Annotated in this window: 15 protein-coding genes; 7 read left to right on the forward strand and 8 right to left on the reverse strand. The window is 69.3% G+C overall.

The features are described 5' to 3' along the window. Window positions 1–11: 11 nt before the first annotated feature. Complete coding sequence (locus tag BLS97_RS11875; RefSeq protein ID WP_090482006.1) at window positions 12–1088, reverse strand: ATP-dependent DNA ligase; 1077 nt, start codon at window positions 1086–1088, stop codon at window positions 12–14. A 37-nt stretch (window positions 1089–1125) separates the two neighbouring features. Next, entirely contained in the window at window positions 1126–2076 is a 951-nt protein-coding gene (locus BLS97_RS11880) for a UDP-glucuronic acid decarboxylase family protein (RefSeq protein ID WP_090476143.1), read from the reverse strand. A 130-nt stretch (window positions 2077–2206) separates the two neighbouring features. On the opposite strand from BLS97_RS11880, the gene BLS97_RS11885 reads away from it, so the two are divergent. Both BLS97_RS11885 and BLS97_RS11890 read left to right on the forward strand, forming a co-directional pair. Then, on the forward strand, window positions 2207–2902 hold the full coding sequence (locus BLS97_RS11885; RefSeq protein ID WP_090476144.1) for a glycosyltransferase family 2 protein: 696 nt from the start codon (window positions 2207–2209) through the stop codon (window positions 2900–2902). A 52-nt stretch (window positions 2903–2954) separates the two neighbouring features. Continuing rightward, complete coding sequence (locus BLS97_RS11890) at window positions 2955–4490, forward strand: hypothetical protein (protein ID WP_157695374.1); 1536 nt, start codon at window positions 2955–2957, stop codon at window positions 4488–4490. On the opposite strand, the gene BLS97_RS11895 is transcribed toward BLS97_RS11890, so the two are convergent. The 4 genes from BLS97_RS11895 to BLS97_RS11910 form a co-directional block, all read right to left on the reverse strand. Next, on the reverse strand, window positions 4491–5780 hold the full coding sequence (locus BLS97_RS11895; RefSeq protein ID WP_090476146.1) for an AAA family ATPase: 1290 nt from the start codon (window positions 5778–5780) through the stop codon (window positions 4491–4493). 74 nt (window positions 5781–5854) lie between these two features. Next, window positions 5855–6772 carry a M15 family metallopeptidase gene (locus BLS97_RS11900; RefSeq protein WP_157695375.1) on the reverse strand — a complete coding sequence of 306 codons (918 nt, stop codon included), beginning with the start codon at window positions 6770–6772 and terminating at the stop codon, window positions 5855–5857. 114 nt (window positions 6773–6886) lie between these two features. Beyond that, window positions 6887–8329 carry a neutral zinc metallopeptidase gene (locus BLS97_RS11905; protein WP_090476150.1) on the reverse strand — a complete coding sequence of 481 codons (1443 nt, stop codon included), beginning with the start codon at window positions 8327–8329 and terminating at the stop codon, window positions 6887–6889. Window positions 8330–9002: 673 nt separating this feature from the next. Then, window positions 9003–9542, reverse strand: a complete 540-nt coding sequence (locus BLS97_RS11910) for a GtrA family protein (RefSeq protein WP_157695376.1) — start codon at window positions 9540–9542, stop codon at window positions 9003–9005. Between the two features lie 112 nt (window positions 9543–9654). On the opposite strand from BLS97_RS11910, the gene BLS97_RS11915 reads away from it, so the two are divergent. Beyond that, window positions 9655–10572, forward strand: coding sequence for an alanyl-tRNA editing protein (locus tag BLS97_RS11915; RefSeq protein WP_197676143.1), 918 nt, complete (start codon window positions 9655–9657; stop codon window positions 10570–10572). A gap of 7 nt (window positions 10573–10579) precedes the next feature. On the opposite strand, the gene BLS97_RS11920 is transcribed toward BLS97_RS11915, so the two are convergent. Together BLS97_RS11920 and BLS97_RS11925 are read right to left on the reverse strand one after the other, a co-directional pair. Further along, complete coding sequence (locus BLS97_RS11920; RefSeq protein WP_090476153.1) at window positions 10580–11758, reverse strand: dipeptidase; 1179 nt, start codon at window positions 11756–11758, stop codon at window positions 10580–10582. Then, window positions 11755–12930 (reverse strand): pyridoxal phosphate-dependent aminotransferase, encoded by a 1176-nt coding sequence (locus BLS97_RS11925; protein ID WP_090476155.1) that lies wholly within the window; start codon window positions 12928–12930, stop codon window positions 11755–11757. Before BLS97_RS11925 ends, BLS97_RS11920 begins: the two co-directional genes overlap by 4 nt. An 89-nt stretch (window positions 12931–13019) precedes the next feature. On the opposite strand from BLS97_RS11925, the gene BLS97_RS11930 reads away from it, so the two are divergent. The 4 genes from BLS97_RS11930 (at window position 13020) to BLS97_RS11945 (ending at window position 16593) form a co-directional block, all read left to right on the forward strand. After that, complete coding sequence (locus tag BLS97_RS11930; RefSeq protein WP_172832266.1) at window positions 13020–14282, forward strand: DUF445 domain-containing protein; 1263 nt, start codon at window positions 13020–13022, stop codon at window positions 14280–14282. 34 nt (window positions 14283–14316) lie between these two features. After that, window positions 14317–14706, forward strand: coding sequence for a VOC family protein (locus tag BLS97_RS11935; RefSeq protein WP_090482009.1), 390 nt, complete (start codon window positions 14317–14319; stop codon window positions 14704–14706). A 52-nt stretch (window positions 14707–14758) separates the two neighbouring features. After that, complete coding sequence (locus tag BLS97_RS11940) at window positions 14759–15418, forward strand: nucleoside/nucleotide kinase family protein (protein WP_090476159.1); 660 nt, start codon at window positions 14759–14761, stop codon at window positions 15416–15418. Window positions 15419–15552: 134 nt separating this feature from the next. Then, complete coding sequence (locus tag BLS97_RS11945) at window positions 15553–16593, forward strand: isopenicillin N synthase family dioxygenase (RefSeq protein WP_090476161.1); 1041 nt, start codon at window positions 15553–15555, stop codon at window positions 16591–16593. Window positions 16594–16597 lie beyond the last annotated feature (4 nt).

Here is a 16597-nt window from a genome sequence, read left to right on the forward strand (position 1 = left end):
CCCGCCGGCGACTAGCGGCGCAGGCCGGGAACTATGTCGTCCAGGTCGAACGAGATCGGCACCTCGAGCTGCTCGTAGGTGCAGGACTCCGGGGTGCGATCCGGTCGCCAGCGCACGAACTGGCCCATGTGACGGAACCGGTCACCTTCCATGTGCTCGTAGCGCACTTCCACCACCCGCTCCGGACGCAGCGGGGTGAACGACAGGTCCTTGCCCGCGTTCCAGCGGGAACCCTCACCGGATCGCGGTGTCCGGCCGCCGGCCGACGCCTCGGGCGACGCCGCCCAGTTCCACGGATGCCCTTCGAAGTCGGTCACCAGCGGCTGGAGCTCGGTGAACAACTCCTTGCGACGGGCCATCGGGAAGGCGCCGATCACCCCGACGGAGGCGAGCGTGCCCTGGTCGTTGTACAGCCCGAGCAGCAGGGAGCCGATCGCGTCCGGGCCGGACTTGTGCACGCGATAGCCCGCCACGACGCAGTCGGCGGTCCGGGTGTGCTTGATCTTGAACATCACCCGCTTGTCGGGCTGGTAGGTGCCGGCGAGGGGTTTGGCGACGACGCCGTCCAACCCGGCGCCCTCGAACTCGGCGAACCATTGCCGGGCCAGATCGACATCCAGGGTGGCCGGCGTGACGTGCACCGGAGGACGGGCCGAGCCCAGCGCCTCCTCCAGGCGGGCGCGCCGTTCGGCGAACGGCCGCCCGGTGAGATCCTCGTCGCCCAGAGCCAGCAGGTCGAACGCGATGAACGAGGCCGGAGTGGCCTCGGCCAGCATGTTCACCCGGGACACGGCCGGGTGGATCCGCTGCTGCAGGGCCTCGAAGTCGAGCCCGCCGGCGGTGGCGATGACGATCTCGCCGTCGACCACGCACCGCTCGGGCAGCTCGGCCAGGAAGGCCCGGGCGAGCTCGGGGAAGTAGCGGGTCATCGCCTTCTCGTTGCGGCTGCCGATCTCGATCTCGTCGCCGTCGCGGAACACCACCGAACGGAACCCGTCCCATTTGGGCTCGTACGACGCCCCGGGTGGGATGGTCGGGACAGCCTTGGCGAGCATGGGCGCGACGGGCGGCATGACGGGCAGTCTCATGGCGTCGATCACATCACAGGCGGCGCGACCGGGCAGATCAGACCGCAGCCGCCAGGTGCTGGCGGAAGTACTCGATGGTCCGGCCGAGCCCCTCGGCCAACTCCACCTTCGGGCTCCAGCCGAGTACCTCGCGAGCCTGCGTGATGTTGGGCTGGCGCTGCGTCGGGTCGTCCGACGGGAGGGGGTGGTACTCGACCGCTGTGCCGTTGTCCACCATGGCGATGACCTTCTCGGCCAATTCGGCCATGGTGAACTCGTGGGGATTTCCGATGTTGATCGGACCGGTCACCTCGTGCGGAGTGGCCATCAATCGCATGAGCCCATCGACAAGGTCGTCGACGTAGCAGAACGACCGGGTCTGCGTGCCGTCGCCGTAGATGGTCAGGGGGGCACCCTTGAGTGCGGACACGATGAAGTTGGAGACCACCCGGCCGTCGTCCGGGCGCATCCGGGGGCCGTAGGTGTTGAAGATCCGGGCCACCTTGATCGGCAGGTCGTGCTGACGTCGGTAGTCGAAGAAAAGCGTTTCGGCGCAACGCTTGCCCTCGTCGTAGCAGGACCGGATGCCGATGGGATTGACGTGGCCCCAATAGCTCTCCTCCTGCGGGTGCACCTCGGGGTCGCCGTACACCTCGGACGTCGACGCCAGCAGCACCTTCGCCTTCGTGCGTTTGGCCAGGCCCAGCATGTTGATCGACCCCACCACGGAGGTCTTCGTGGTCGCCACCGGATCGCGCTGGTAGAACACCGGCGAGGCCGGGCAGGCCAGGTGATAGATCTCGTCGACCTCGACGTACAACGGGAAGGTCACGTCGTGACGGACGATTTCCAGCCGGGGATTGCCTGCCACGTCGGCGAGATTCGACCGGGCGCCCGAGTAGAAGTTGTCCACCACGAGAACCTCGTTGCCCTCGTTCAGGAGACGACGCACCAGGTGCGAACCGATGAAACCCGATCCCCCGGTGACGAGGATCCTCTGATCGGACATGTGTGGCCCCTTGGTGGTCAGTCGACGGTCGGTCGGCGGAGAAGAACAGACGGTATCCCGGAACGGCGCGAGCCGTCCCCTCCCCGGCGACGGGCCCGATCGGGCCGTATCGCCTGTCTATGATGCTCCGGTGAAACTCTCGATTCTGATGCCGGTCTACAACGAGGCCAAGACCCTGGAGTCTGCGGTCAAGCGCGTGCTCGATGTCGACTACCCGGTCGAGATCGAGCTGGTCATCGTCGACGACGGTAGCAAGGACGGCACCCGCGACCTGTACCCGCAGTGGCGGGACGAGCCGCGCGTCGTCATCCACGAGAAGGCCACCAACGGCGGCAAGGGCTCGGCCATCAAGAAGGGCGCCGAACTGGCGACCGGCGACTACGTCATCATGTGTGACGCCGATCTTGAATACGCCCCGGAGGAGATCCCGGCCCTGCTGGCCCCGATCCTGTCCGGGGAGTCGACCGTGGTCTATGGCACGCGGACCTTCGGCAGCCACAACGCCTACTCGTTCCTGTACGTCCTCGGGAACAAGGGTGTCACGATGACGGCCAACATCCTGTTCAACTGCTACATCAGCGACCTCGAGACCTGCTTCAAGCTGATGCCCCTCGCGCTCTACCGCAAGTTGGACGTGCGGGCGGCCGGGTTCGGCATGGAGGCCGAGGTCACCGGCAAGCTGCTGCGCACGGGCGTCCGGCCCTACGAGGTGCCGATCAGCTACAAGGCCCGTTCGCGCGAGGAGGGCAAGAAGCTCACCTGGAAGGACGGCGTCGAAGCCATCTGGATCCTGCTGAAGGAACGCATCCGTAAGCCCATCGCCTGAGATGACAGCATCGGGGGCCGTCGCTCGAGCCAGAGCTATCACCTGGCCGCGCTTGCATTTCCGTCGCGACCTGGGGCCCGATGTGGTGCTGGCCGGGCTGCTGATGCTGGGGACGTTCGCCGTCCATGACGTCGGCTACATGTTCACGACGCCTTTCTGGACCGACGAGGCGTGGGTAGCCATCTCCACCAAACTCCCACTGGCGGACATCGCATCCGTCTCGGCGAGCACGCCCGTCGGCTGGTCGTTGCTGCTCCGATTGGTCCCTGGCGGCGGTGACGAGCGGCTCCGTCTCGTCCCGCTGTTGTTCAGCGCGGCCGTGGTGGTGGCGGCCTACGTCTACGTCCGGTCGCTGCCGTGGCCCCGGCTCACCATCAGCCGTCTGGCCGCTGTCCTGGCCGGCCTGGCCGGACTGCTGACGCCGTCCGCACTGGCCCGCGACGACCTCAAGCAGTACACGGCTGACGCCTTCCTCGCGCTGGTCGTGCTGTGGTTCGTCGGGCGCGTCCAGGAGGACGCGAGTCGTCGCCGATTGCTCACGTTGGGGGCCGTTTCGGTCTCCGGTTTCCTGTTCAGTGCGGTCGGTGTGTTCGTCGGCGCGGCCGCGTTCGGCAGTGTGTTGCTGGCGGCCCTGATCGGGCGCCGCTGGACCGAGTTCCGCCAGGCCGGGATCATCGCTGCGGGAGCGGCGGCGATGTTCGGCCTGATCTTCCTCGTCCTCTACCGGCCGGGTATCCCGCCCGGGCTGAAGACGTACTGGTCTGCCTACTACGTGCCGATCGACCGAGGGTGGTCCGCGTGCTGGTCGTTCCTGCGGTCCCAGGGAGAACAGATGGCGACCTACCTGGGCATGGGGCCACTGGTGGTGGCCCTGCTCCTGGTGGCCGTCGGCGTTGTCACCCTGGCGCGGATGCAGCGACCGGCCCTGGCCCTGCTGGTCCCGGCCCTGCTGGTCGAGATGATCCTTCTCGCGGCGGTGAAGCAGTACCCGTTGTTCGACGAACGGACGTCGCACTTCCTGACCGTCGTCCTCGCCGTCACCGCGGCCATCGGCGCCGGTGGGATGTGCACGTTTCTCTGGCGCCTGCACTGGTCGGCGGCCGTCGTCGCGGCGGCGATGGCCGCGGTGCTGTTCGTCACCGGCGATGGAGTCCGGTCGGGGATCAGGTCGCATTCGATCCCGGTCGAGGACCTGCGGACGCCGACCCGATTCATCGCCGAACACCGCCGACCAGGGGACGTCGTGGTGGTGGCGATGCTCAGCAGCTGGGGCTTCGCCTACTACTGGAGCAGCGCCCCCGGTGGCGGCGGGCAGCCGGCCTCCGAACACGTCGAGTCGAACCTGCAGCGGTTCGTCACGGTGTTCCCCGACCAGCCGGAGATCCTGGTCGCCACGGATCGAACCGTCGAAGCGGTCGACGCGGTGATGGATCAGGCGGCCGCGAAAGCAGGCCCAGCCGCGCGCATCTGGGTGATCCACCAGCACACGCTCCTGTCGGAGTCAGCTGCGTTCACCGCCCGGGCGCGGGTACTCGGCTTCCAGGCGCACACCGAGTTCGTGGACAGCCTGGACTTGCTCACCCGCTGATCACCAGCGTTTGCTCTTCTTCAGGAATGCCTTCAACTCGGCGTGCGTCCCGTCGTCCTCGCCGTACTGGACAACGGTTCGTGCCGTGTCCAGCCAGGCGTGGGTCGACGGCCGCACTTGGTTCAACGCATCCAATAGGTCGGCCATCCCGATCATCCGAACCGTTCCCGACCGGACGCCGTGCATCATCGCCCGCTCGGTGGCCAATTCGCAGACGTAGGCGATGTCGGCCCCGGACAACCCGTCCGACCCGGCGGCGAGGCGACGAAGGTCGACCCCCTCCACCGGACGGTGGGCCAGATTCGACCGGAAGATCGACTCCCGGGCCAGACCGTCCGGAGGCAGCACGAGCACCGTCCGGTCCAGCCGACCCGGCCGGCGAAGGGCCGGGTCGACGTCCCACGGCTGGTTGGTCGCGGCCAGCACGTAGACGCCCTCGTTGTCGGAGGTCACGCCATCGAGTTCGGTCAGGAGCTGGTTGACCACGCTGCGCATCGACGAGTTGCGGGTCTGGGTCCGCTTCTGACCGAGCGCGTCGATCTCGTCGAGGAACAACACGCAGGGCGCGGACTGCCGGGCCTGGGTGAACAGCTCGTGCACGTTGCGCTCGCTCGAGCCCATCCACATGTCGAGGATCTCCGACAGGCCGGCCGAGATGAACGCGGCGCCCAGCTCGCCGGCCAGGGCCTTGGCCAGGTAGGTCTTGCCGCACCCGGGTGGTCCGTACAGCAACAGCCCGCCCCGCAGGTTCTTGCCGTACAGGCGACGCAGTTCCGGATTCCGCAGGGGGGCCAGGAAAGCTGCCTCGAGGCGATCCTTGACCTGCTGCATCCCTCCGACGTCGGCCAGGGTCAGGGTCGGACGCTGCGTCTCGAAGGCCTCGACCGGTTCCGCCCCGGCCTGGTCCTCGACGTCGCCGGAGGTGAGGAACATCGGAGCGGCGATGTCGCCGAGCTGTGACTCCGCGGCGTGCCAGTCGAAGACCGGCGGTCCGTCCGGTGCGCTCTCGCCGGCCGGGGTGACCGGGCCGGGGTCGACCGGAGGCGTCGGCTCGGGCTCGATGACGACCGGTGGCACGGCTGGCCGGTCCGGAGTGAGTGCGGTGAACATCAGCTCTCGGGCGCCGGGATGGTCGGGTTCGGCGGCCAGCAGGGTGGCCAGTTCGGCCACGGCCTCCGACGGCCGACCGGCGCCGATCAGCAACTCGGCGAGATGCAACCGGAGCGGGCCATCGGTCGGGACCGCGATCAGTGCGCGACGGATGGCCTCGATCGCCGGGTCGTTCCCCACAGCAGCCTCCCGCACCCCTGCCGGCAGCTGGCTCTCAGCCCGACATGCTCGATCGTACAAAGGCGCCGGAGCGGTCAGTGCCCGTTGGCCGAGAAGTGCTGGAAATCCTGGGGTGCGGACCAGTTCCCGCCCCAGGCCCAGCCGATCGACCCGAACGCGGTGGTCGCGGCGTCGCCGTCGTGGATGACGCCCGGTACATCGGGGCGGCCGACGAACGCCGTGCCGGCGGGCGGTAGGACCTGCCCGTTGCCGACGTACGGGTTCTCCAGCGGGTCGAGGTCGACCGCCCGTCCGTAGGAGTGCTGGGAGAACCGCGTGCCGCCGGTACTTCGACGGCAGTTGAAACCGGAGGTGTTGTCGGCCGCCATCGACGCGTCGTCGCTGCCCCGGAAGTCGTCGACCAGCCGCATGCGGCGGATCGGCCAGCGAGCGTCGTACAGCTGGCGGAAGGCCGTGATCACCTGGGGCGCCACTGCGGTGGCGACGACCATCTCGCCCTGGTGGTCCCGCCCGTCGAAGTCGACGTAGGTCATCCGTAGGTAGCTCAGCGCCGACCGTGGCACCGGGCAGCCCTCGTGCCAGGTGTAGGTCAGACGTCGGGCCAGCCCCGGGTCGATCGGCGTCATGGTGCCCACGAACCCGGTCGGCCCGGCCGATCCGGCGGTGCTCCTCCGAGTCGCGGCACCGGTCACCGTCCGGGATGTCGGGCTCGGGCCGGTCGGCCCGATGGGCTGGGCGATCGGACTCCGCCGGGCCGGGCGTCGGTGGGCCACTGCGGAGGTCGAGGCTCGGCGACCTGACGCCCGGGATGGGACCGACGCGGTCGACGACAGGGTGGCGCCTGGGTGCTGAGCGCTGAGCGCGGCAGCGCCGAGGACCGGCACCGAAGCCGACGGGCGCGGCGGGCTGGACGGGGCCGACCCCGTGCACCCGGTGAGCATCAGCGACAGGAGCAGGCCCATCGCCGTCGCCACCGTCCGGTGCGTCCGCATCCCCCCAGCGTGGCACAGCCGAGGACGGGTCATCCGCTCATTCGACCGCCGGCCCCGTCCGGGCGGTCATGGGCCCGGTCGGGGGTCAGGAGGCCCGGGAGTCTCCCTCGGGGTTCAACTGGAATAGAAGTCGTAGCACTGGGTCGCGCCGAACACGACGCCGACGTACAGAGCCTGGACCTGGTCCAGCACGGACGTGGCCGACGAGCCGGCCGCATCCGAGGCGGGAAGCGGAGAGTTCAACACCTCGTAGACGGCCTTGTTCAGATCGTTCGGCGAGAGCTGCAGCTTGTCCGGACCCCGGGCGGTGCGCATCCAGGACGCCCAGCTCCCGGCGTAGCAGAGTCCCCGAAGGCCGGACTGATTGCCCAGCGGAGTACCGCCCGTGGTCGCCTGCGCGGCCAGCCCATACCGGCTGACTAGGATCAGCACGGCCGAGAAGTCGCCGTTGATCGACTTGAAACCGGCGGTCGGGGTGCCGATCCGGGCGAGTTCCTTCAGGTTGTACGTGATGGTGTTCGTGGACTGGCAGTAGCCGACCGGGAACGGCGTCGCGGTCCCGTTGCAGGCCGGTCCGGTCGCGCCGTCGAACGGCACCAGCTTCGGCGCCTGGTAGCCCTTGAGAGTCTGGGCGAAGTAGCTGTTGACGACGGTGGCGACCTGCCCGATGAACTTGTCGGTGATGGCCACATTGCCGAACTTGACCGGGAGCTTCCCGAAGCCGGTCTCGGTGATCCGCGCCTGCACCTCGGCCGCCGTGATCTGGCTGCACCGCTTCGCGCCGTTGGTGTAGCCGAGGGTGAACGAGTACGACCGGTCGAAGCCGCTGCCGTGCGCGCCCTCGGTCGACGTCGTGGTCCCGACCGGGTCCCCGGTCGACATCATGGCCGACAGTACCTGGCGGATCCCGGCCGTCTGGTTCAGATCGAAGTACCGGGAGTTGCCGTCGGCCACCCAGCGCCAGTAGCCGCCGGCATAGCAGTCGGCCTGCTCCTCCAGCAGGAGCACGTTGTCGGTGTTGGTCTCCAGGCGGTCCTGCACCAGGTGCCCCATCTCGTGAGAGAGCACGGTGGGCGCAGCCAGCACTCCGACCTCCTTGGTCAGGTCGGGCAGCAACACCCCCCGGTCCCAGACGATGGTGTCGGCGCAGGGGTTGTAGGAGGCGTTCACGTCCTGGTAGAGCGAGCGGCCACAGACCGTCGGACCGTTCTTGACCTTCGAGTCGTAGGAGACCAGGGCCTTGGCCGGGGTGAACGTCTTCCCGAAGTCCTTCTGGAAGATCTGCCCGTAGTAGACGTAGAGATCCGCGATGGTGTCCTTGGCCAGGGTGTCGGATTGGGTGTGGCCGTCGTTCTTGACGTTGATGTCGGCGGGGGTGACGCCGGCCTTTGGGCCGGATGGGCCGGATGCCGGGGGGTTGAGATCCGATGCGGCGCCGACCTTCACCGCCTGTCCGGAGATGGCGGTCGCGCACCCGGCGAGCAGTACGGCCGAGCAGGCCAGCCCGGCGAGCCGGCGGAGCAGGGTACGGGTCCGGAAGGCAGGGACGGACGACATGTTGGCCCGGGCTTTCTCTTCGTCGCCGGCGACGCACCGGCCCGGCCGGAACCCTCCGGCCGCGTTGGTGTGACGCTACCGGCCGCCGATCGGCTCCGCCGAGGATCGAAAGAACCGGGCGCTGGTCGGCGTACAGCAGAGGGCCCCGGCCACCCTCAAGGTCGGCCGGGGCCCTCTGCGCGGCGCCGGACCCACGGGGGACGCAACGTTGCACCCAGCCCGCGGATGCCAGGGTGACGACCTGGACCTGCCGTGACGTTCGGATTCAGAGGCCCCCTGGGAGGAGGCATCCGATCCGGCCACCGCAGCCGCTCACCGCAACCGGAGGCGCGATGTCCAGGACCCACATCCGGTGTCACTACTCCGGGGGTAGCGGCGGGGGCCCTGCGCGTTGTGCCCGGGTACCCGTCACCGTTCGTCCTGCTCGCAACTTCCGGTTCACTCAGGAATCTGGCGGTCGGCACCCTCGGCGGCGCTGCCGACGATGTCTGCGAGAAGAAACCATCGTGTGCTGCATGGTGTACCGCACCAGCGGGACGGTGGGCAAGAGTCAAGCGGTTCCGTATCGATTCACGGATCGTCACGTCGGGCAGAGATACGGGATGAATCGGACGGCCGAACCCGTGGCATTGGTGACGCGGGGTGACGGAAGGGTCATCGGCCGCCCCTCACATCAGTGGGGCTGGCCGCCCAGCCGACGGTGCTGATCCCAGCTGCCGCGGGCCGCGTTCACGGCGGCCGCCACGTGCGTGCCGAAGCGCTGGCCCGCTGCGCTGAGCCACCACCGCATCCCGCCGAACCGGGCCGCTCCGACGACGGAGTTGACGACCAGGATGGCCATGATGCCGGACGGCCCGTCCGCGTCGGAGATCCGGGTCAGCACCAGTGAGGTGATCAACAGGCCGACCAGACACGTCAGGAACGCGACGACCTGATCGGCGCGGTTGCGGGTGTGGCCCCGAACGCCGAAGGTCACCGCCCGGTGCGCGGCATTGGTCACCAGCGTCGAGATCAACCAGGCGAGCGCGGACGCGATCTGCGCACCGATCAGGTCGGCGGCGGAGCCGTAGAGGCCGAGCTGGACCAGGGTCCCGGCGCTGCCGATCAGGACGAACTTCAGACCCTGGCCGCCGACGGAGCCGCTCGCCACCGGGGGAGTCGCGAGGTCCCGGGCCGCGGTGGGGGCCGGAGGCGGGAGGGTCGATGCGTTCACCCGGATTACTTTGCGCTGCTCAAGAATGGACCGGCTGTCCGGCCACTGTGTGTCCCCTGTGACCGACCGACTCGTGGTGATCGAGACTTCCGGGGTGCGGTTGGATGGGCGAGTGCTCCCACTCGAAGACACCCGTGTGACCTTCCCGGCCGGTGGCCTGACCGCCGACGGCGAAGTTCTGGCCGTGGTGCCACTGGACGATCTTGGGCCGGGTGGACTGCTCGGATTCGTCACCGATGTGTCGCCGTTCCATCCGGTCGACCACGGATGGCCCGACCAGGGACCCGACCGCGGCGTCGTCTCGATCAGCGGTGTCACGGTCGAGGTGGTCGACGTCGTCCTGGGAGCCACAGACGGTCACAACTTGCTGATTGCAACTAATATTCCGGTCCGTCGCGGAGAGCCCGGCTGGGCGTTCGTCGTCGTGCACGTCATCGGGGCCGACCAGGTCCGGCCGGAGGTCGGCGAGCGGGTCCAGCTGGCGGTCGACGCCGCCCACCGGGATGCCCTCGGTCGCGGCCACACCGCGTGCCACATCGCGGCCCTGGCCCTGAACGCCGCTCTGGCCGATCGCTGGCGGAAGCCGGTACCGGTCGACGGGTTGGGGCATCCGAACTTCGACCAGCTGGCGCTGGCCAACTCCCGGATCCGACCGGACGGTGCCACTGACGTCTACCGCCTCGGGAAGTCGTTGCGCAAGAAGGGTTTCGACAGTGCAGATCTACCGCTGGCCGAGCTCACGGCGGCCGTCAACGCTCGGCTGGCCGGCTGGGTGGCGGCCGGCGCGACGATTTCGATCGAGGCCGACGGCCCTGGCTTGACCGATCGTCGCACCTGGGTCTGCACCCTGCCCGACGGGCAGGAACGGATCCTCTGCGGTGGGACGCACCCGACCTCGCTGGCCGGAATCGAGTCCATCGGCGTCGAGCTGACCCTGGACGACGCCGAACTGGTGATGCAGACGAGCGTCGCGCGCCGGGTCCCAGCACCGCCGGCGGACGTGTCTTCGGCCGCGTCCCGGCCGGCCTGACTCCGGCTCAGCCCTCGGCGACGTCCTGCGCCGCCTGCAGCACGCGCAGGATGTTGCCGCTGGTCAGTGCGGTCAGGTCGGCGTCGCTCCAGCCGCGGTCGGCCAGCTCGACCAGCAGGTCCGGGTACTTCGACACATCCTGCAAACCGGTCGGAAGCGATTCCACGCCGTCGTAGTCACCGCCCAGCCCGACGTGATCGATCCCGGCGATCTCGCGGGCGTGGTCGAGGTGGTCGGCGACGTCGGACAAGCTCGCCGTCGGTGCCGGGTTGGCCGCCTCCCAGCGGGCCAGTTCCGCGGCGGCCGCCGGCTCGGGGGGAGTCGCGGCGTCCTGGGTGTACACGGTCACCTTGGCCAGCCCCAGTTCCTCGCGCCGGCGGTCGTGAGCGGCCGCGCGGTCGGCGACGCGCTGGGAAACGAAGTCCGGCACGAACGTCACCATGACGACGCCGCCCCCGGCGGCCAGCCGGGACAGCACGTCGTCCGGAGCGTTCCGGACGTGATCGGTGACGGCCCGGCAGGACGAGTGCGAGAAGATCACCGGTGCACTGCTGACATCCAGGGCGGCGTGCATGGTGACCGGCGCGACGTGCGAGAGGTCGACCAGCATGCCGAGCCGGTTCATCTCCCGGACCACCTCACGCCCGAAGTCGCTCAACCCGCCCGCCTCCGGTCGGTCGGTGGCCGCGTCGGCCCAGGCCACCCCGTCCCGGCGCGGGTTCTCGTTGTGGGTGAGGGTCAGGTAGCCGACCCCGAGTCGGTGCAGCGTGCGCAGCACGGCCAGCGACCCGTCGATGCTGTGTCCGCCCTCGGCGCCCATCAGCGCGGCAATTCGTCCCGACTGCATCACCGCCCGCACGTCGGCGGCGGTCCGGGCGGCGGCGAAGGTCTCCGGGTAGCGGCCGATGATCGCGGCAACAGCGTCGATCTGCTCCAGCGTCGCGGTGACCGCGGCGCCGCCGGACAGGGTTCCGGGCACGTAGACCGAGAAGAACTGGGCGCCGACACCGCCGGCCCGCAGCCGGGGGATGTCCGTGTGCAGCAAGGGTTGTGACGTTGCCAGGTCGCGGGCGTCGAGGTCGTATGCGACCTGTTTGCGCAGCGCCCAGGCGATGTCGTTGTGCCCGTCCAGGACGGGGTGCGCAGCCAGGATCGCGGCCACCCGATCGCGTGATGGGCTCGTCATCGGCTCATCCGGGCCAGACGGTCGGCGGCCTCGTCGATGATCCGGTCCTGCTTGCAGAAGGCGAACCGGACGAAAGGCCTCCCGTCGGCCGGGTCGTCGTGGAAGACCTCCTGCGGGACGGCCACCACACCGGCCAGCTCCGGAAGGTCAAGGCAGAACGCCATGCCGTCGGCCGGCCGGCCGAGCCGGGCACTGATCGAGCGGATGTCGGTGACGACGAAGTAGGTGCCCTGCGGCCGGAAGATCTCGAAGCCGGCGGCCGTCAACCCCTGGCACAGGCGGTCCCGCTTGTGCTGCAAGCTGTCCCGCAGCTCAGCAACCCAGGCGATCTCGTGTTCCAGGGCGTAGGCCACGGCCGGCTGGAACGGGGCCCCGCCGACGTAGGTGAGGAACTGTTTGGCCGCCCGGACGGCGGCGACGAGTTCCTGTGGGCCGCAAGCCCAGCCGATCTTCCATCCGGTGGCGGCGAACGTCTTGCCGGAACTGGAGACGGTGATGGTCCGCTCGGCCATACCGGGCAGCGTGCCGATCGGGACGTGCTCGGTCCCGTCGAACGTCAGGTACTCGTACACCTCGTCCGCCACCACGACCAGGTCGTGCTCGATGGCCAGGTCCGCGATGCCCTGCAGTTCGGCCCGGGTGAGGACGGTGCCGGTCGGATTGTGCGGGGTGTTGAGCAGAATCATCCGCGTCCGGGGGGTGACCGCGGCGGCCAGGTCGTCCAGGTCGAGGGCGAACCGATCAGCGGTCGCCTTCAGTTGTACCGAAACGTGTTTCGCGCCGGACATGGCGACCACGGCCGGATAGGAGTCGTAGTGCGGCTCGAGCATGATGACCTCGTCGCCCGCCTGGACCAGCGCGATGACCGCGGCGGCGATGGCCTCGGTGGCGCCGACCGTGACCAGTACCTCGGTGTCCGGGTCGAAGGTCTGGCCCCGGTCACGCTGCCGGGCCAGGGCGATCGCCCGCCGCAGCGCCGGGATGCCGGGGCCGGGTGGGTACTGGTTGAACCCGTCGCGGATGGCCTGCTGGGCCGCCTCCAGCATGGCCGGCGGTCCGTCGCTGTCCGGGAAGCCCTGCCCCAGGTTGATCGCTCCGGTCCGCGCGGCCAGGGCCGACATCTCGGCGAAGATCGTCGTGCGGAAGGGCGCGAGCGCGGGAACCAGGGGCATGGTGCATTCCTACCGCACCCGACCGCCGTCGCCTCCGCGCGGCCCGTCGGCGGTCGGGTCCCGGTTCGCCGGGGACGGACAATGACCGCATGACGAACGCGCAAGTCCTGACGCCGGCTGACGCGGAGCGTCGACGACGACTGGTGCAGATGAAGCTGATCGCCGTCGGGATGCTGGTGCTGATGGCGGTGGTCTTCGTGATCGCGTTCTCGTTGCAGGACCGTCATCCCTGGCTCGGGTACGTCCGGGCGGCGGCCGAGGCCGGCATGGTCGGCGCGCTGGCCGACTGGTTCGCCGTGACCGCCCTGTTCCGGCGGCCGCTCGGCCTGCCGATTCCGCACACGGCGATCATTCCGACCCGTAAGGACGCGATCGGGTCGTCCCTGTCGGAGTTCGTCGCGACCAACTTCCTGTCCGAGGAGGTGATCCGGGAGAAGCTCGGTCGGTTCTCCATCGCCGCGAAGCTGGGGGGTTACCTGGCCTCGCCGGCCGGGGCCGGACGTATCACCGCCGAACTGGCGACCGCCGTGCGCGGGATCGCCACCGTTCTCAAGGACGACCAGGTCGCCGGCGTGCTGGAGGCGATCGCCCGCCGGAAGATCGCCGAGACCAAGGTCGGGCCGCCGTTGGGCCGGATCGCCGCGGAGGTCTTCGCCCGGGGCGAGCACCATCCACTGGTCGACTTCATCGTCGACCGGCTCCACATCTGGATCCGCGACAACTACTCGCTCGTCTCCCGGGTGGTGTCCCAACGGGCCCCGTCGTGGTCCCCGAAGTTCCTCGACGGGCTCGTCGCCGACCGCATCTACCGGGAGGTGGAAACGTTCGCGCTGGCCGTGAAGACCGATCCGCAGCACCAGTTGCGGCTGGCCCTGGACAAGTTCCTCGGCGAGTTCGCGCTCGACCTGCAGAGCGATCCGGACACGATCGCCAGGGCCGAGGCGATCAAGGAACGCATCATGGACAACGATCAGATCCGGGTGCTGGCCGCCGGAGCCTGGTCGTCCATCAAGGAGGCCATGCTGTCGGCGGCCGACGACCCGGCCTCGCCGCTGCGGGTGTCCGTACTGGAGGGGTTGATGTCGTTCGGGCGGCGGTTGCAGGACGACGGTCCGACCGCGGCCAAGGTGGACAACTGGGTGGCCGAGGCGGCCGGCTACCTGGCCCGGAACCACGCCCGCACCATCACCGGGGTCATCGACGAGACCATCGCGCGGTGGGACGGCGAGGCCACCAGCCGCAAGATCGAGCTGCAGGTTGGACGCGACCTGCAGTTCATCCGGATCAACGGCACGGTGGTCGGTGCGCTCGCCGGCCTGGTGATCTACACGCTGGCCACCGCCCTGCTCTGACCGCCTGTCGGGGGTCGGGTGCAGGATGGCCGGCATGACCGAACAGAGCGTTCAGACGCCCATTGCCACCTTCGATCTGACCGTGCTCGACACCGCCGAGCCGCGCAAGCTCGCCGAGTTCTACTGCGCGGTGCTCGGTTGGCGGATCGAGGACGCCAGCGACGACTGGATCACCATCCGCGGCTCCGGCGGGGCCGGTCTCGCGTTCCAGCTGGCGCCGGACCACGTGCCGCCGACCTGGCCCGACCGGGAGGTGCCGCAGCAGTCCCACCTCGACCTGAACGTGCCCAACCTGGATGTGGGGGAGCAGCGGGTGGTCGCCCTCGGTGCTCGCCCAACCGGGATTCCGGGTGGGGACAGCACCTTCCGGGTGTTCCTCGACCCGTCGGGGCACCCGTTCTGTCTGTGCCTGAACGCCGGATGAGCCGACCCGGCCGGACCCTCCCGCCCACGTCCGCCTGTGGCACGCTGGCTCGGTGCGCTTCATCCCTCTGACGCCGGCCCGGCTGGTCGACGAGCTGGCCGACTGGATCGGTGAGCTGCACGGTCGCCGGATCGTCACGGCTACGGCGGGCACCGTCGTCGGGTTCGACGGCTCGGCCGAAGTCGGCACGACCGAACTCGCCGACCGGGTGGCCGAACGGATGCGTGGCCGCGGCGCGGTGGTGGTGCGCGCCACGACCAACTGGTGGTGGCGTCCGGCCGCCCTGCGGCTGGAGCTGGGGCGTGAGGACGTCGACATGCTGCTGACCGGCTGGGTCGACGACGAGGCGCTGCGGCGGGAGTTGTTCGAGCCGGTCGCCGGGGGACGCCCCCACATCACGCGGCTCCGCGACCCGGGCACCGATCGTTCGGTCCGGCAGACGCCCGCCCGGGTCCCGGCCGGGAGCGTGGTGATCCTCGACGGCCCCTTCCTGCTGGCCGCGGACCTGCCGCTGGACGCCTCGGTGTTCGCCCAGGTCGGGCCGGGAGCGCTGCGGCGGTCGCTTCCGGATGACCGGCAATGGTGGCTCGAGGCGGATGCCCGCTACGGGGCCGAGTATCACCCGGCCGACCGAGCCGACGTCGTCCTGTCCTACGACCACCCGTCCGCCCCGGCGGCGCGCGGCCTCGGGCAGTCTGCCCGGCCGGCCTGACCCGCCCGGTCGAGCTGAGTGCTCACCACGGCCCGCCTCGATTCACGCCGTGGTCATCCCGCCGCCGACGCCCGAAACACCGGCGTGCCAGGCTGATGACGAACGTGACATCCCCAGGGGCTGGAGGCTCGCAGATGAACGCATTTCAGGTTCCGATCGTCGACATCTCGCCCTACACGGGCGCCGGCGACCAGGCCGATCGGCGAGCGACCGCCGAGGCGGTGGACAAAGCTTGCCGCACAGTCGGTTTCATTCAGATCGTGGGCCACCGGATTCCGTCCGACGCGATCGAAGGACTCACATCCGCGATGGACGACTTCTTCTCGCGGCCTCTGGGGGAGAAGAAGAAGTCGACCGTCGCGGGGGTCAACCGCGGTTACAGCGCGCCGAAGACCGAGCAACTCTCGCTCAGCCTCGGGGTGGAATCGGCCACCCGCATGAACGACTTCTTCGAGGCGTTCAACATCGGTCAGGGCGTCGATGCCTACCCCGACCTCGATCTCCCGGCTGCGCACTACGCCGACAACGTGTGGCCGGACGGGGTTCCCGGCTTCCCGGAGAAGACCCAGGCCTGGTTCGCCGAGGCCGGCCGGGTAGCCAGGACTCTGACCTCCATCTTCGCCGACGCCCTCGATCTCCCTCCGCGGTACTTCGACCGGTTCACCGACCACTCCTTGGACGTGCTGCGGATGAACAACTACGCACTGCCGCCGGGGGAGGTCGACCTCGACGGCGGCCTGACCGGGATGGGAGAGCACACCGACTACGGAATCGTCACCGTGTTGTGGGCCGACCGGGTCGCCGGCCTACAGGTCCTCGCGGACGACGGATCGTGGCATGACGTCATGCCGGAACCTGGTGCCCTGCTGGTCAATCTGGGCGATCTGACGGCTCGCTGGACGAACGAGGTGTGGAAGTCGACATTGCACCGCGTCAAGCCACCGGTGGTGAATGGGCGGATCGAACGACGGCGTTCGGCGGCCTACTTCCACGACGGCAACGTGGACGCACTCATCTCCACGCTGCCGGGGATGGTCGAACCGGGGACGACCGAGTTGTATCCACCGGTGACCGTGGCCGATCACATCTCGGCCAAGCTGGCCGGTTCGCGGAGCCTGGTGGCCAATGCCAATGCCGAGCGAGAAGCACTGCGCGTGATCAACTCCGTCGGCTGAGCCG

Source organism: Nakamurella panacisegetis, assembly GCF_900104535.1.
GTDB classification, from domain to species: domain Bacteria; phylum Actinomycetota; class Actinomycetes; order Mycobacteriales; family Nakamurellaceae; genus Nakamurella; species Nakamurella panacisegetis.

Bases quoted from the DNA above. Each gene is read 5' to 3' on its own strand.
- BLS97_RS11935 (WP_090482009.1), top strand. From the start codon at position 14,317: ATGACCGAACAGAGCGTTCAGACGCCCATTGCCACCTTCGATCTGACC.
- BLS97_RS11905 (WP_090476150.1), bottom strand. From the start codon at position 8,329: ATGTCGTCCGTCCCTGCCTTCCGGACCCGTACCCTGCTCCGCCGGCTC.
- BLS97_RS11920 (WP_090476153.1), bottom strand. From the start codon at position 11,758: ATGACGAGCCCATCACGCGATCGGGTGGCCGCGATCCTGGCTGCGCAC.
- BLS97_RS11900 (WP_157695375.1), bottom strand. From the start codon at position 6,772: ATGCGGACGCACCGGACGGTGGCGACGGCGATGGGCCTGCTCCTGTCG.
- BLS97_RS11930 (WP_172832266.1), top strand. From the start codon at position 13,020: ATGACGAACGCGCAAGTCCTGACGCCGGCTGACGCGGAGCGTCGACGA.
- BLS97_RS11945 (WP_090476161.1), top strand. From the start codon at position 15,553: ATGAACGCATTTCAGGTTCCGATCGTCGACATCTCGCCCTACACGGGC.
- BLS97_RS11880 (WP_090476143.1), bottom strand. From the start codon at position 2,076: ATGTCCGATCAGAGGATCCTCGTCACCGGGGGATCGGGTTTCATCGGT.
- BLS97_RS11925 (WP_090476155.1), bottom strand. From the start codon at position 12,930: ATGCCCCTGGTTCCCGCGCTCGCGCCCTTCCGCACGACGATCTTCGCC.
- BLS97_RS11875 (WP_090482006.1), bottom strand. From the start codon at position 1,088: ATGAGACTGCCCGTCATGCCGCCCGTCGCGCCCATGCTCGCCAAGGCT.